The 16,189-nt window shown below is 67.6% G+C and carries 7 protein-coding genes; 6 read left to right on the forward strand and 1 reads right to left on the reverse strand.

Translation table 11 applies throughout. The annotated features are described in order from the left end of the window. The first annotated feature begins 41 nt into the window (after positions 1–41). From EV191_RS25950 to EV191_RS25975, 6 genes are read left to right on the forward strand one after another with little or no spacing between them, the layout of a single operon-like run. Entirely contained in the window at positions 42–1,034 is a 993-nt protein-coding gene (locus tag EV191_RS25950) for an ABC transporter substrate-binding protein (RefSeq protein WP_132880250.1), read from the forward strand. Beyond that, entirely contained in the window at positions 1,031–2,047 is a 1,017-nt protein-coding gene (locus EV191_RS25955; RefSeq protein WP_132880251.1) for a FecCD family ABC transporter permease, read from the forward strand. The genes EV191_RS25950 and EV191_RS25955 overlap by 4 nt, the downstream gene beginning before the upstream one ends. Continuing rightward, complete coding sequence (locus EV191_RS25960) at positions 2,044–3,063, forward strand: FecCD family ABC transporter permease (RefSeq protein WP_132880253.1); 1,020 nt, start codon at positions 2,044–2,046, stop codon at positions 3,061–3,063. The genes EV191_RS25955 and EV191_RS25960 overlap by 4 nt, the downstream gene beginning before the upstream one ends. Next, entirely contained in the window at positions 3,060–3,848 is a 789-nt protein-coding gene (locus EV191_RS25965; protein ID WP_132880254.1) for an ABC transporter ATP-binding protein, read from the forward strand. Before EV191_RS25960 ends, EV191_RS25965 begins: the two co-directional genes overlap by 4 nt. Before the next feature lie 9 nt (positions 3,849–3,857). Next, complete coding sequence (locus EV191_RS25970) at positions 3,858–14,408, forward strand: non-ribosomal peptide synthetase (protein WP_243659238.1); 10,551 nt, start codon at positions 3,858–3,860, stop codon at positions 14,406–14,408. Then, on the forward strand, positions 14,405–15,796 hold the full coding sequence (locus EV191_RS25975) for a DHA2 family efflux MFS transporter permease subunit (RefSeq protein WP_132880256.1): 1,392 nt from the start codon (positions 14,405–14,407) through the stop codon (positions 15,794–15,796). The genes EV191_RS25970 and EV191_RS25975 overlap by 4 nt, the downstream gene beginning before the upstream one ends. On the opposite strand, the gene EV191_RS25980 is transcribed toward EV191_RS25975, so the two are convergent. Further along, entirely contained in the window at positions 15,793–16,005 is a 213-nt protein-coding gene (locus EV191_RS25980; RefSeq protein ID WP_132880258.1) for a hypothetical protein, read from the reverse strand. The genes EV191_RS25975 and EV191_RS25980 overlap by 4 nt on opposite strands. Between the last annotated feature and the right edge of the window lie 184 nt (positions 16,006–16,189).

Here is a 16,189-nt window from a genome sequence, read left to right on the forward strand (position 1 = left end):
GGGACGGTCCGGATTCCATCGACACAAGCAAAAGGATCACGATGTTCACAAGACGTTCAGCACGTTTCGGCGGTGCGCTGTTACTCGCGATCGCCGTGGCCGCGACGGGCTGTGGCACGAGCGAAAGCCAGGACACGGAGGGCGAGACGCGGGTTTTCGCCGCGGACAACGGCGAGATCACCATCCCCGCTGACCCACAGCGCGTGGTCGCGACCGGGTACGCGGTGCCCGCGCTGATCGAGGCGGACGCTCCGCTGGTAGGTATCTCCACCTGGAAGCGCGGCCTGCCGATGATGACCAAACAGGACAGGGCCCGCTATGACGAGTTGGAGAAGGTAGCCGGTGAGCAGGCGACCGAGACCAACTACGAAGCGATCGCGGGTGCCGACCCGGATCTGATCGTGATCGGCGTGCCCCAGCCGGTACTTGGCGATATCGATGTCGAACGCTTGGAGTCGATTGCCCCGGTGGTTGCCATCGGCCCGACCGTGCCGTCGGCATGGCGGGAGAACACCAAGAAGCAGGCCGATGCGGCCGGCGCGCTGGCGAAGTTTGACGAAACCAAGTCCGAGTACGAGGGCAAGGCTGAAGAGCTGGCCGGCAAGTATGAGGATGTGCTGCCCGACCTGAAGCTGGCCCACGTCGGTAGTTACGGCGAAGTGGACAGTGGCAACTTCCAGCGTGAGTTCAACGATTCCTGGGGTACGAACGTCGCCAACGATATCGGGGCAAACTACTACGGGGAGGTCAAGGAGAAGGGCGGCGGCTCGCAGGATGTCAGCGAGTACCCCTCGATCGAGGAACTGCCAAGCGCTTTCGCCGAAGCTGACGCGATCACCTACTCGGTAGAAGCGGATGGCACGCCGCCGCCCGCGGTGCAGTACGTGCTCGATTCGGAGCTATGGAAGGACCTGCCCGCGGTCAAGGCCGATAAGGCCTTCCCGATCCCGCTTACCGAGGCAGCCACCTACCGGCAGGCCATGCAGGCTCTGGACGCCCTCGACGAGTCACTCGCGCCGCTGTTGGAGAAGTGATTTCGACCGAAACCCGACCGGCACCGACGAGCACCGCCCGCTGGCACGTCGCGGTGCTCGTCGGTGGCTTCGCGCTGCTTGCCGCGGTCGCGGTGGTCAGCATCGGGATCGGAGCGCAGGCGGTGCCCCCGATGGATGTGCTGCGCGCGCTGGTAGCACCGGATGGCAGCGCGAACCAGCTCATCGTGCTCGAGGTACGAGCACCGCGCGCCTTGCTCGCGATCGGCGTTGGCGCCGCGCTCGGCGTGGCCGGAGTGCTGATCCAGACGTTGTCCCGCAATGCCCTTGCCGAGCCGGGCATCCTCGGGGTGAGTACCGGGGCCGGCTTCGCGATGACCATCGGCGCGGCGCTCGGGGGGGTCGCCTCGCCAGCCGCTGAACTGCTGGTCGCCACGCTCGGTGCGGCCGGAGCCACGCTACTGGTGTACGCGGTTGGCCGGACCGCCCCACTGCGGTTGGTGCTTACCGGGGTTGCGTTGAGCGCGGTGCTTTCCGGTATCTCGCTTGGTCTACGGCTGATGTCTCCGGACGTCTTCGACAAGTACCGCTTCTGGTCGGTCGGCTCGCTCGCCGGCAGGGAGCAGGCGCCTCTGCTGGTGCCGATGCTCGCGATTGGACTCGCGTTGGTCGGCGCGCTGCTGCTGAGCCGTTCACTGAACGCGGCCGCGCTCGGTGAGGCGGTGGCTCGCACGCTCGGTGCGAATATCGCCAGGGTCCGCCTTGCCACACTCGTGCTGATCACCGTGCTCGCTGGTGCCGCGACCGCGGTGGCCGGCCCGATCCTGTTCGTCGGGCTGATCGTGCCGCATGTGGCGCGGCGCCTGGCGCGTGGTTCGGTGCCGTGGCTCACCGGTTACGCGCTGGTACTCGGTCCGCTGCTGATGCTGCTCGCGGATATCGGTTCCCGAGTGCTGCTGCCAACCGGCGAAGTACCGGTGGCCATCGTCACCGGATTTCTCGGTGGCCCGATGCTGATCTGGGCGGTCCGCAAGTACGGGGCGGGTTCGCTATGAGCGCGCTGGTGCTGCGAGCCGGTCGGCGATCGTTCCGGGTGGAACGCAGGACGCTGTGGCTTTCGGCGATACTGCTCGGAACCATCCTCGCGCTTGGCTTTGTCGGGTTGTGTTACGGCGGCGCGACCTGGGCGAGTCCCGGCGAGGTGCTGGCGGCACTGACCGGTGCGGCGGATTCCGTGGTGATCGTCGAGTGGCGACTGCCACGAGTGGTGGCGGCGATGGTGTTCGGCTGCGCGCTCGGCGCGGCCGGCGCGATTTTCCAGACGCTGACCCGTAATCCGCTCGGCAGCCCGGACGTGATCGGTCTGGACGCCGGGGCCTATACGGGTGCCCTGTTCGCGTTCACCGTGCTGGCCGGTACGTCCGGGCAGCTCGCGGTGAGCTCGGTGCTCGGCGGACTTCTCGTCGCCGCGCTGATCTACCTGCTTTCGCTGTCCAACGGCCTTTCCGGGCTACGCCTCGTGGTGATCGGTATCGCGGTAAACGCGATGTTGCAGGCACTGAACTCGTGGATCGTGTTGCGCGCCGACCTCGAGGTCGCGATGGCGGCAGGCGCGTGGAACGCGGGCTCGTTGAACGGGGTGGACTGGGCTGACCTCGTACTACCGCTGCCGATTCTGGCTGGCTTGCTCGCCACGTTGCTGGTGTGGTTCCGGCCGATCCAGCAGTCCACACTCGGCGATGCGGTCGCGGCGACCACCGGTGTCGGTCTTGACCGGCTTCGGTTGATGATGGTGCTGATCGGGGTTGGTTGCACGGCCACGGTGACCGCGGTGGCCGGGCCCATCGCGTTCATCGCACTGGCCGCACCGCAGATCGGCCGCCGGCTGGCCCGCACCCCTGGGGTGGCGCTGCTGCCAGCCGCGCTGACCGGCGCGGTACTGCTGCTCACCGCGGATCTGCTCGCGCAGATGCTGCTTTCGCCCGAATCCCTGCCGGTTGGTGTGGTCACCACGGCCATCGGTGGGTGCTACCTGATCTGGCTGCTCACCCAGGAAGTGAGGCGACGATGACCACACGCCTGCGCGCACGGGAACTCACCCTGAGCTACGGGGAACGGGTGGTTTCCACCAAGCTGAGCCTGGACGTGCCGGACGGCGCGTTCACCGCCATCGTGGGCCCGAACGCCTGCGGGAAGTCGACGCTGTTGCGCGCGTTCGTCCGGCTGCTGCGCCCCGCGGCCGGCACGGTGTCCCTGGACGACCAGCAGATCGCCGCGTACGGGTCGAAGGCACTGGCCCGGTCAGTCGGCTTCCTGCCACAGGATCCACTCGCCCCTGATGACATCAAGGTTCGCCAACTCGTTGCCAGGGGACGGTTTCCGCACCAGTCCTTGCTTTCCATGTGGTCACAGGAAGACGAGGAGGCGGTCACCGAGGCAATGGAGACCGCCGGTGTCAGCGAGCTGGCCGACCGGCCGGTGCAGGAGCTCTCCGGTGGCCAGCGGCAGCGCGCCTGGGTGGCGATGGTGCTCGCGCAACGCACGCCCTACCTGTTGCTGGACGAGCCGACGTCGTTTTTGGACATAACGCACCAGTACCGGCTGTTGACGTTGCTCGCCAGGCTGCGGGACGAGGGGCGCACGGTCGTGGCGGTGCTGCACGATATCAACCAGGCTTGCCGGTTCGCCGACCATCTGGTTGCGATGAAGGAAGGCCGGATCATCGCAGAGGGTGCGGCGGCCGACATTGTGGACGCGGCGCTGCTGAAGGAGGTCTTCGACCTGCCCTGCGTCGTCGTGCCGGATCCGGTTACCGAAACCCCGATGGTCGTACCAACCCACTTCGATGATCCGTAGGAGTACGCGTTGAGTACCGCGCACGTCGAATCGCGCCATTCCACGCATTCCACCGAAACGCTGCTGGCGCTGACCAGCGCTCAGCTTGGCATCTGGAATGCCCAGCGACTCGAACCGGATTCGCGGTTCTATCTGGTCGGGGATGTAGTGGAGATCTCCGGAACCGAGCCGGTCCAGCTCGACCAGCTTGCCGCGGCCATCCGGAATACCATCGCCGAAGCGGAAAGCCTGCGACTGCGGGTTTTCGATACGCCGGAAGGGCCGCGCCAGCGGATCAGCACCGAGCCGATACCGGTCCCGGAAGTCGTGGACCTGCGGGCGGAGCCGGATCCGGCGGCCGCTGCCGAGCGGATCGTCACCGCCGAGCGGCTGCGCGCCGCCGATGCGTGCCGGGAGATGGTGGATCGCCAGCTGTACTCCTGCACGATCATCCGGCTGAGCGACAGTGTGGTCTGGTACACCCAGCTCGGTCATCATCTGGTGTTCGACGGCTACACCGCCGCGATGCTGGCCCGCCGCGCCGCGGCGCACTACACCGCGGCCGTCACCGGTACGCAACCACCGGCCTGCCCGTTCGGCCGCTTCACTGACCTGGTCGAGGCAGATCAGCAGTACTTGGCCAGTGAACAGTTCACCAAGGACCGGGCGTACTGGCTGGATCGGCTCAGTCCGCTGCCCGAACTCGGCGGGCCCACCGAAACCACGACGGGCGCGCCGGAGGCGACGCATACCGCGCGGGCGACGATCGGTGCCGCGGAGCTCGCTCAGCTGCGCCAGGTCGCCGAGGACGCGGGAACCACCTGGGGTGAGGCGTTGATCGCCTGCTACGCGGCCTTTCTGCACCGGTTGCAGGGACAGACCGATATCGTTTTCGCGCTGCCGCTGATGTGCCGTACCGGCGTTGCGCTCCGGACCCCCGCGATGGCGGTCAACGTATTGCCCCTGCGGTTGACCGTGCGCGGCGCCGACCGGCTACCCGAACTGAGTCAGCAGGTTGCCACGGCGTTACGGGAAATGCGTGCGCACCAACGCTATCGCGGGGAGAACCTGCCGCAGGATCTCGCTACCCCGGGTGCGGGCGCACTGCTGCACGGTCGGGGCGTCAACCTGAAGGCCTTCGACCTCACCATCGATTTCGCCGGCGCCACCGGGATACTGCGCAATGTCGCGGGTGGACCTCCAGAAGATCTCGGGCTGAGCGTACTGCCCACCACCGACGGTGGTCTGCTGCTCGGCTTCGAAGTGGACGCGCGCACGCACAGCCGGTCCGATGTGGACCGGCTGTTGACCGCGATGCGTGGCATGCTGGCCGAACTGAGCAGCCAGCGAACCCCACCGGTGGGTGCGGTCGAGCTGATCGAACCCGCGCAGCGGGACCGGCTGCTTGCCGAATGGACGGTACCCGCGCCGGCCGGAACTCCGGTGGACTGGCCGGTAGCACTGGACGAGCTAGCCGCGGCCACACCAGCGCGGACCGCGCTGGTGCACGGCACGGATCGGCTGAGCACTGGTGAACTTGCCGCACGCGTACACCGGTTGGCCCGGGCGCTGCGGGCCCGATCGATCGGGCCCGACGATGTCGTCGCGCTCGCGTTGCCCCGGTCCACGGACCTGGTCGTCGCGCTGCTCGCGGTGCTGGACGCGGGCGCCGCGTTCCTACCGCTTGACCTGGCGTATCCCGAGGACCGGTTGCGCGGGCTGCTGGTTGATGCGCAACCCGCACTGGTGTTGGACACCACCGCGTCGGCAGCGCCGAGCGAAGGCTATGCGCGGCTTACGCTGGATACCGAGCAAACGCACGCGGAGCTGGCCCAGCTGGCCGACACCCCACTGAGCCAGGCAGAACTGGCCGCGCCCCGGAATCCCGCGCAACTCGCGTACCTGATCTACACCTCGGGTTCGACAGGTCGGCCCAAGGGCGTACTCGGCACCACCGGCGGACTCGCGCGACTGTTGCACCATCATCGCGGGACGCTCGTCGCCGAGGCACGGCAGGCGGCCGGGCGCAGGCTGCGTATCGCGCACACCTATTCGTTCGCCTTCGACTCCGCCTTTGACCAGCTGCAATGGCTGCTCTGCGGGCACGAACTGCACCTCTACGACACCGATCTTGCCCGGGATGCGGACGCACTGCTCGCCGCCTACACGGACGATCGCATCGACGTGGTGGACACTACGCCCTCCATGGCCGCGCCCCTGATCGAGGCGGGGCTGCTCACCGGGGAACACCGGCCGGCGCTGTTGATCCTTGGTGGCGAAGCCACCCCACCCGCGCTCTGGCGGACAGTGGTGGAATCCGGTGTAGCAGCGCGGAACATGTACGGCCCTACCGAAGCCACAGTGGACAGCGCAGCCGCCAGGATCGCTGGCGATCACCCAACGATCGGCCAGCCACTGGCTGGCACCAGGGCCTACGTGCTGGACAACGCGTTGCGGCCGGTAGCACCTGGCGCGGTTGGCGAGCTGTATCTCGCGGGGCCGCAGCTGACCCGTGGTTACCTGCGCCGCAGGGCGAGCACCGCGGAGCGCTTCGTCGCCGATCCGTTCGCCGGTGCGGGCGAACGGATGTACCGGACTGGCGATCTGGCGCGCTGGATACCCGATCGTGGGCTGGATTATCTCGGTCGCGCCGATGATCAGGTGAAGATTCGGGGCCACCGGGTGGAACTCGGCGAGGTGGAAGCCGCCCTCGGCACACTGCCTGGTGTGCGCGCGGCCGCCGCGGTGATCCGTACCGAGGCTGGCCCGGCCAGGTTGGTCGGCTACGTGGTTGCGAGTGACGACACCCTGACGCCCGAATCGGTACGCGGCGCGCTCGCCGAACGGCTGCCGGAACAGCTGGTGCCCTCCGTGGTGGTGCTGCTCGGCGAGTTACCACGAACCAGCAACGGGAAACTGGACCGCGCCGCGTTACCTGCCCCACAAGCAAGAACAGCGGGCAGGACGGCCAGCACCGAGCGGGAACGGCTGCTGTGCGCTGCCGTTGCCGAAGTGTTCGAGGTCGACGAGGTCAGCGTGGATGCGGACTTCTTCGGCCTTGGCGGGGACAGCATCAGCGCGATCGGGGTGAGCAGCCGGCTACGCGCCCACGGTTTGGAGCTGCGTCCACGGGAACTGCTCGCTGGCCGAACCTTCGCGGCGCTTGCGGAAACCCTGACCGAGACGGCCGGCACGGTAGCCAAGGACGAACCGGTTGGCATGGTGCCCGCGCCGCCCATCGTGCGCGGCTTGCTGGATCCGCATCCGGAGCTGGCGCGGATCGCCGGTTATGCACAATGGACCGCGCTCAGCGTGACGGAGCCGCTTTCCCTGCCTGCCTTGCTCGCGGGCGTGCGTGCCGTACTCGAACGGCATGCCGCGCTGCGGCTCCGGTTGACCCCGGAGCGGCAACTCGTGATTGATCCGCGGGCCACGCCGGACCGGATGGTCAGCGAGCACCAACTGCCGGATGCCGGCGCGCCCGAGCCTGCTCAGCTCGCCGTGGACCTTGCGGCCGAGCTTGATCCGGTTTCCGGGGATATGCTGCGGATCGCGTTGATCCGAACCGGACAGTCCGAGCCGGACCGGCTGCTGGTTCTCGCGCATCACCTGGTGATCGACGGGGTATCCTGGCGGGTGCTGCTGCCGGAGCTGCATGCCGCGTGCTCCGGAACGCTGGCCGAGCAGATGCCGGCAAGCACCTCCTGGCGCCGACATGCGCGGCTGCTCGCTGAACAGGGCGCTACCGGTGCGCGGCACGCCGAGCGTGCCTTCTGGGCACGGGCACTCGAACCGGCTTGCCGGCCACTTGGCTGCGCCGAGCTGGACCCGAAGTTGGATACCGGCGGTACCGCGCACAAGTCCGGGACTACGGCCTCTGCCGAGGAGACGGCCGCGCTGTTGCAGACGCTGCCCGGCGCTTACCGGGCCGGCGTGGATGAGGTGCTGCTGACCGGGTTGTTGCTCGCACTGCGGTACTGGCAACGGCACGCCAACCGCCCGGCGAACCCAGCCATGGCGGTCACCGTCGAAGGGCACGGGCGCGAACAGCTTGCCGAAGATGTGGACCTTTCCGGCACTGTTGGCTGGTTCACCAGTGAATACCCGGTGCGGCTACCGGCCGAGCAAGTACTCGCCGGTGAGGATCTGCTCGACGCGCTTGCCGGGGGAGCTGCGGTCGGCCGGTTACTGCGAGCCGTCAAGGAGGCGAAGCGGGCGGTGCCGGACGGCGGGATCGGCTACGGCGTACTGCGTTACCTGGACGCCGAGGCGCCGTTCGCGGCCACGCCGGCACCCGAGGTACTGCTGAACTATCTGGGCCGATTCACCGCATTACCTGGCACCGGCTGGCAGCTGTCCGAACGCGACGCGTTCGCCGTGCTCGAACCCGAGGACAAGGCGCTGGAACAGGTGCTCGCGCTGAACTGTTTCGTGCACGAGGAAGTAGCCGGTGCGCGGCTTGCCGTGGAGTGGACCGCGGCGGGCCGGCTGCTTGCCGGCGAGACCGTGACCGCCCTGCAACGGGGTTGGGCGGCCGCACTTGCCGCGCTGACCGCGCATGCGGCGCGCATTGGACCGGATGGCAGTGGCGCCGAATGGGCTGGGCTGAGCCCGGCTGATCTGACCATGTCCGGCATCGACCAGTCGAGTCTCGACGCTCTGCAGCGCGACCGGCGGATCGCCGATGTGCTACCAGCGACGGCGTTGCAGGCCGGGTTGACGTTTCACAGTTTGGTTCGCGGCGAGCAGGACGCCGATGTCTATGTCGTACAGGCGATGACCACGCTGACCGGCGCGCTGGACGCGGACCGGATGGCCGCGGCGGCCACCGAACTGCTACGCCGGCATCCTGCCTTGCGCATCCATCTGGCGAGCACGTTGGACGATACGGCTGTGCAGGTTGTCCCTGCCGATGTGTGCTTGGACTGGCGACAGGTTGACCTTTCCGCTGAACCATCCGAGGAGCGCGCCGCGCGGTGTGCCAACCACGCCCGCGCGGAGCTGACTCGACCGTTCGATCCGAACAAGCCACCGCTGATCCGGTTCCTGCTGTGCACCATCACCCCTACCGAGCACCGGCTCGCCATCACCAATCACCACGCGCTGCTTGACGGCTGGTCGATGCCGCTGGTCGGCCGAACCCTGCTGGCCATCTACGCGGAACTCGGCGGCGGGCCGGCGGCGCCGACCGGGGCTCCACTAACCGGGTACTATCACTGGTTGGCCAAGCAGGACAGGGAAACCTCGCTCGCCGCCTGGCGGCAAGCACTGGCTGGCGTGGATGATGGCACCCGGCTGGCACCCGCGAGTACCGATCGTGCCGTCGAACAGCCGGGCCGGATCACTCTCGATCTTGGCCGCGAGTTCAGTGCCCAATTGGGCGACTTCGCGCGATCGCGGGGCTGCACGCTCACCTCGGTGTTGCAGACGGCCTGGGGCCTGCTACTCGGTCGACTCACCGGGCGGCGCGACGTACTGTTCGGCTGCCCCGTTTCCGGTCGGCCAGCCGAAGTCGCCGGTGTCGAGTCGATGATCGGTCAGCTGGGGAACACCATTGTGGTTCGGGTGCGCTATGCGCAAGGGGATCCGGTGGACAGCGTGCTTGGCGCGGTGCACGCGCAGAGCGTCGAGCTGGCCGAACACCACTACGTCGGGCTGCCGGATATCCAGCGGTCGGCAGGGGTTGGCGACCTGTTCGACACGATGCTGGTGATGGAGAACTTCCCGCTGTCCAATCGAAATCAGGTCAATGTCGAGTCCGGATTGAATCTGTCCGGAGTGGACATAACGGATGCCACGCACTACTCGCTTACGCTGGTAGTCATTCCGGGGGAGGAGATAACTCTCGGGTTCGGTTACCAGCCACAGGTGTTCACCGCGGACACCGTGCGCGACTACGCGCGCTGGCTGCGGAACCTACTCGCCGAGATGATCGCCGACCCCAGCCTGCCAGTCGCTCGACTGCGAACCTTGGACGACACCGAGCGGGCCGGACTGCTGCGCGCGGGAACGGGGAGCGCGCCGGCCCGGCCACGAGCCGATCTGCTCACCGAGATCGGCAACTGGGTGCGGGACCGGCCAGACGCGGAAGCGGTGGTCTGTCGCGAGCGCAGCCTGAGCTACGCCGAACTGGATCGCCTGGCCAATCTTCTTGCCCAGGCGCTACTCGCCAGTGGCGTGCGACCACAACAGCAGGTCGCGGTCCTCCTCGAGCGCGATATCGAGATGGTGATCGCACTGCTCGGTGTGCTCAAGGCCGGCGCGGTCTACCTGCCCATGGATCTGAGCTATCCGGTCGATCGGCTGGCGTACATGTTCACCGATGCCGCGCCAGCTGCCGCGGTAACCAGCGCGGCAGCGCTCGCCGCGCATGGCGATGCGCTTCCGGCCGCGATCCCGGTGCTGCGGCTGGATGATCCGGTGACCCTGCGAGAGCCGGCCGAGCGGTGCTACGCCGATCCGGACTGGGCGCGTGCTGAGCTCACCGAGGACGCGCTTGCCTACGTCATCTACACCTCGGGAACCACCGGGCGACCGAAGGGCGTCGCGGTGCCGCATCGCGGTTTCCCCGATCTTGCCGCGTTGCTCGACGAGGGTTTCGGTCTCGCCGAGCAGGAACGGTTGTTGCACTTCGCCTCGCCGGGTTTCGACGTTTCGATCGCGCAGATCCTGCTGCCCCTGCTTGCCGGCGGGACCTGCGTAATCGCGCCGGATGAGGTGCGGGTGCCCGGCAACGAGCTGCTGGACTACATTGCCGAACATCGGGTGACTTCCGTGAACCTGCTGCCGTCCTTTTTGGCCGCGATGCCCGATGATCGTCCACTTGATCCTGAGGTCCTGCTGCTGGTCGGCGCGGAACGACTGGATCCCGCGCTGGCCAGCCGATGGGGTGACCGGCGCGGCCTGGTCAACTGTTACGGGCCCACCGAAGCCATGATCAACGCGGTTACCTGGCGGTATGCGCCAGACGATCCGGGGCCGTTGCCGATCGGTCGGCCCGACCCGAATATCCGTGCCTATGTACTGGATGCTGGGCTACAGCCGGTCGGCGTCGGTATTACCGGCGAGTTGTACCTGAGTGGTTCGAAGCTCGCGCGCGGGTACCTCCGGCAGCCAGGGCTGACCGCGCGGTCCTTCCTCGCGGATCCGTTCGGGCCGGCAGGCACCCGGATGTATCGCACCGGTGATCTGGTGAGCTGGCGTCCCGACGGCCAACTTGCCTTCCTTGGCCGCGCGGACGATCAGGTCAAGCTGCGTGGCTTCCGCATCGAGCTGACCGAGATCGAAACCGTCCTCGGTAGACACCAGGATGTGCGTGGCTGCGCGGTAATCGTCCGCGAGGACCGGCCAGGCGAGCGGCGGCTGGTCGGCTATCTTGTCCCCGCTGCCGGTGCGCGCCTCGCGCTCGACGAGGTCCGCGAGTATCTTGCGCGCGAGCTGCCAGCCCATATGCTGCCCGCCGCACTGGTCGAGTTGCCCGCGTTGCCGCTCGGTCCGAGCGGCAAACTGGACCGCGCCGCGCTGCCCGTGCCGGACGCGGGTGCCGCGACGCAGGCGCGGGAGCCGGCTACTCCCGCCGAGGCGGTGCTGCTCGCCGTGGTTCGCGCGGTCATGGGCGATGAGCGGATCAACCTCGATGACACGTTCCTGGACGCTGGTGGCGACAGCATCATGTCGCTGCAGATCGTTTCGCGTGCGCGGCGTGAGGGGCTACAGCTGTCACCCCGTGATGTTTTCGACGGCGGCACGATAGCCGGGATGGCGGCGCGCGCACAGGAGCGAGCCGGAGGCGAGCAGCAGGTACCGGCCACAGGGGATGCCCCGCTGACACCGATCATGCGTAACCTGCTGGCTGCTGACTCGATCGACGGGTTCTGCCAGTGGGTGGAGATCTGCGTACCGGCTGGTGGCTCGGTGGCCATCTGGCAGGCGGTGCTCGACGCGATCCTCGCGAGACACGACGTCCTGCGGGCGCGGCTAGCCGAACCGGACGCGCCGGTGCTGCGCATTCCCGAGCCTGGTGAGCTGACCGGCGCGCAGGTACTCACCAGGATTGAACTGTCCGAACTCGACAATCCGCGCGCGGTGCTGGACGGCCAGCTGGCCGCCGCGCGCCAGCGGATGGACGGCTGGACCGGTCCACTGGTGCACGCCATCTGGGCCGATGCGGGCGAACACCGGCCGGGCCGACTCGCGCTGCTCGCTCATCACCTCGTAGTGGACGGCGTTTCCTGGCGGATCCTGCTGGATGATGTGGCGCGCGCCTATGCCAGCGCGACCGTAACCGGATCCGGTCGGGTGGAGGTGCCGGAGCTGCCCAGGTACGGGCAGTCCTTCCTTGGCTGGGCGCGGTCGCTGCGCGCGGCCGAGCCGGCGCGCCGGAACGAACTGGCGCACTGGCGACAGGTACTTTCCGGCCAGGGTGCGCACGGTCACGTGGAGCTTGATCCGGTCAGGGACACCGCTGCTACCGCACTGCACCAGGAGCTCTGGCTGGACGCGGCGAACACGCATACGCTGCTCACCACGCTGCCATCGGCCTATCACGCCACGCCGGACGCGATCGCGCTCACGGCGCTGACCATGGCGGTACGGGATTGGCTGGACGACGAGCCGGAACTGTTGGTAGCACTGGAAAGCCATGGACGCCCGCCGCATACCCCGGACCTTGCCGAACCGGTCGATCTGGCGCAGACCGTCGGCTGGTTCACCGCGATGTACCCCGCCAGGCTGGTACTGCCGGCCGGGGCACTGTCGGCCGCGCTGAAAGCGGTGAAGGAGCAGTTGCACGCGCACGGCGACGGGCTGGGTTACGGAATACTCGCCGGTGCGGCGGACCGGCCGCTCGATGGCCTCGCGCAACCGTGGCTGAGCTGGAACTACCTCGGCCGGTTCGCTGGCGCTCCGGAGAAGACAACGCCTTGGCAGCCGGCGCCGGACGCAGATCCACTCGGGTCCGGATCCGATGAACTGCCGCTACCGCATCCGTTGATGATCAACGCCTTGGTACGCGACAACGGTGCCGGCGACGCACTCGGCATCCGGCTCACCTGGCCGGCCGCGCTGTTCAGCGCGGAACGGATCACTGAACTCGCCGAACTGCTGCGCATCGCACTGACTCGACTGGCAACCGAGCCCGAGGTGCTTGCCGGAGCAGGGCACAGTCCAGCAGACTTCCCACTCGTCGAGCTGACACAGTCTGCTGTGGACACGTTGGAACAGCGCTACGGAGCTGTTGATGTGCTGCCACTGACCCCACTGCAATCGGTGATGCTGCGGGAATCACGGGCACGGACTGGGGATCGCCCCGATCCCTACACCGTGCAATCCACCTTCACGATCGCCGGCAAGCTGGATGTGCCGGCCTTGCACGCGGCAGGTGCGGATCTGGTCGCACGGCACCCCAACCTCGGTGCGGTCTTTCCGGACGAACCGGGATTGACCGCGCTGCAGGTGATCCCGGCCAATATCGCGCCGGAATGCCGGCTCGTGGAGCTGTCCGAGTCCGCCGAGCAGCCGGACATCGATCGAGCACTTGCCGAAGATCTCGCGGAACCGCTGGAGCTGACCACCGGACCGCCGATGCGGCTGACCGTGCTCCGGTGCGGCGCCGATCGGGCAGAGGTGGTGCTCACCAGCCACCACGTCCTTTCGGACGGCTGGTCGGCGCCGCGTATCCTCGGCGAGTTGTTCCGGCATTACGCGGCACGCGCCTCGGGTGACCCGGCAGGGACTGTGTTGCCGGCGCCCGTCCCGCTCACCGCGTTCCTGCGGTGGTTCACCGCCCGCGACCGCGCCGCCGAGCTGCGCGCTTGGACGTCCGAACTGGACGGATTGGGCGAGGGGAACTATCTGATCGGCGAGCGCTCGGTCGGGGCCGCGGTGCCAGACCGGCCGGAGCCGGTGCTGGTGGAGTTCGCCAGCGAGCTGGTCGACGAGCTGACCCGGCTGGCCGCTGCGCGTGGCTGGACCGTGAACACCTTGTTGCAGGGCGCATGGTCGAGCGTGCTCGCGGCGCATTCCGGTCGTCGTGACGTGTGCTTTGGTGCCATGGTGTCCGGCCGTTCCGCCGCCGTCGATGGGGTGGAGGAGATCATTGGTCTGCTCGCCAATACGGTGCCGGTGCGGGCGCGGCTGTGCGGCACCATGGCTGAGGCATTGACCGAGCTACAGGAGCGCCAGCAGGCCATTGTGGAGCATCAGCAGGTGGACGTTGCCGAGCTGGCCAGGGCTGCCGGTCGGGACCGGCTTTTCGACAGCATGCTGGTGTTCGAGAACTACCCCGTCGATCCGGATGCGATGCGCGAACCAGCGCCAGGGCTGACCGTGCTTGGCACCCGGTTCCGGGAGATGACACACCATCCGGTGACCGTGACGGTCATGCCGGTGGAGTCGGGTTGGCGTGCGGTGTTCGGCTATCGCTCGGATGTCTGTGGTCGGGACGAAGCGCGTGGACTTGCCGAGGATCTGCGGGCGGCGCTCGAGGCGATCGGCAGGGATGACGCGCTGGATCAGGCTGCCGGTGAGTTCCTGGCGCAGGTGTTCGGCGATCGGCCGAATGGAAAGCCAGGGCCGCGATGAACCGCGCAGCATCCGCTACGTCGAACGTGCCGCTGCTGCGGGTCGCACTGATCCTGGTGCTCGGTACCTTTATGGCCACATTGGACGCGACGATCGTCAGCGTTGGTATCGATACGCTTGCCGGTGATTTCGACGCCACGGTCACCGAGATCCAGTGGGTCAGTACGGCGTATCTGCTCGCGATCGTCGCCGTCGTACCGGCCTCCGGCTGGTTGGCCGACCGGTTTGGTGGACGTCGCGTGTGGCTGCTCGCGATTGCGTTGTTCCTGCTGGGTTCCCTGCTGTGCGCGCTTGCCTGGTCACTGCCCAGCTTGGTGGTGTTCCGGGTAGTGCAGGGGCTGGGCGGTGGGCTGCTGCCGCCTACCGGGCAGGCGTTGCTCGCGCGGATCGCGGGGCCTGATCGGACCGGCCGGCTACTCAGTATCGTCGCGGTGGTCCCACTGCTTTCGCCGGTGCTCGGTCCGCTGCTTGGCGGCTCGATCCTGAGTATCGCGGACTGGCCCTGGTTGTTCTATGTGAACCTACCGATTGGCTTGCTCACGATCGTGCTTGCCCGCCGGTATGTACCGGTAGTGCCGGCAGCAGGGCAGCGAGCGCGCTTCGATCTACGTGGTGCCATGTTGCTCACGCCTGGTCTTGCGGTGCTGGTGTTCGGGCTGACCGAGATCTCGCATGGCAGGGCGGGGATTCCCGTGTTACTGGTGGGATTGGCCATGCTGGTGGCGTTCGTGGTGCATGGCGTGCGGACCAAGCACAGCCCGCTGATCGATCCCCGGTTGTTCGTCCGCCAGCCGTTCGGTTCGGTCGCGATCGCACTGTTCCTGCTCGGTGCGTCGGTGTTCGGCGCGATGTTCCTGCTACCACTGTACTTCCAGACCGGTCCTGGGCTTTCCGCGTTGCAGGCTGGCATGTTGCTCGCACCGCAGGGCGTCGGCGCGGCGCTTGGCTCGGTGCTGGTGCATCGCGCGATCGATCGCGTGGCCGCGCGAACCTTGGTGTGTACCGGGATTATCCTTGTTGTTGTCGGGACCGTGGTGTTCACGCAACTGGTGCACGATCCACCGGTCGCGCTCGTGGCGCTTTCGCTGCTGGTTCGCGGGGTGGGTGCGGCGATGATCAGCGCTCCGGTAATGAACGTTGTCTACAGTAGAATCGATCCTGAGTTGTTGCCGCGCGCGGCTGGCGCGTTGAACCTGCTGAATACCGTGGGTGGTTCGGTCGGTACGGCCGCGCTCGCGGCACTGTTGCAGGCGCGGTTGGCCGCGCGGGATTCGGCGGTCGCCGCGGCCTTCGCGGACACGTTCTGGTGGGTTGTCGGGTTCGGACTGCTCGCGGTGCTCGCCGGCCTGCGGCTGCCCGCCCGTGCGCGCACCTCCACCGCGAACTAGTGGCGCATGGCGTACTTCGCGGTGTAACTGGCCGCCGCGCACTCCGGGCACAGCGGTGGGCGCACTTCCCATAGCTCGTCGGGAAGCTGAATATCGTCGACGGTGACGCGGAAGGCTAAGCCGCACAGCGTTTCCGCGACCTCGCCGACGGCCACCATGCTCGCCCAGAACATATGCCGGTGCCCCGCCCGACAGGCCCACAGGATCATTGCCGGCCGACTCGCTGGTACATCCGGGTGAGGCACTCCGGGCAGATGGTTTCGTAGGCAGTGGGTGCCTCCAGCCAGACGAAGTCTGGTCGGAATTCCACTTCACACAATGAGCGCGCCCGTTCCCAGCCCGTGCACGGGTACGCCCAGTGCGTGCGGCCGCGTGCCCCGACCTTCTCCGAGC

It is taken from the genome of Tamaricihabitans halophyticus, assembly GCF_004340875.1.
GTDB classification, from domain to species: domain Bacteria; phylum Actinomycetota; class Actinomycetes; order Mycobacteriales; family Pseudonocardiaceae; genus Tamaricihabitans; species Tamaricihabitans halophyticus.

Coding starts and splice junctions, on each gene's coding strand:
- EV191_RS25965 (WP_132880254.1), top strand. CDS start 3,060: ATGACCACACGCCTGCGCGCACGGGAACTCACCCTGAGCTACGGGGAA.
- EV191_RS25950 (WP_132880250.1), top strand. CDS start 42: ATGTTCACAAGACGTTCAGCACGTTTCGGCGGTGCGCTGTTACTCGCG.
- EV191_RS25960 (WP_132880253.1), top strand. CDS start 2,044: ATGAGCGCGCTGGTGCTGCGAGCCGGTCGGCGATCGTTCCGGGTGGAA.
- EV191_RS25975 (WP_132880256.1), top strand. CDS start 14,405: ATGAACCGCGCAGCATCCGCTACGTCGAACGTGCCGCTGCTGCGGGTC.
- EV191_RS25980 (WP_132880258.1), bottom strand. CDS start 16,005: ATGATCCTGTGGGCCTGTCGGGCGGGGCACCGGCATATGTTCTGGGCG.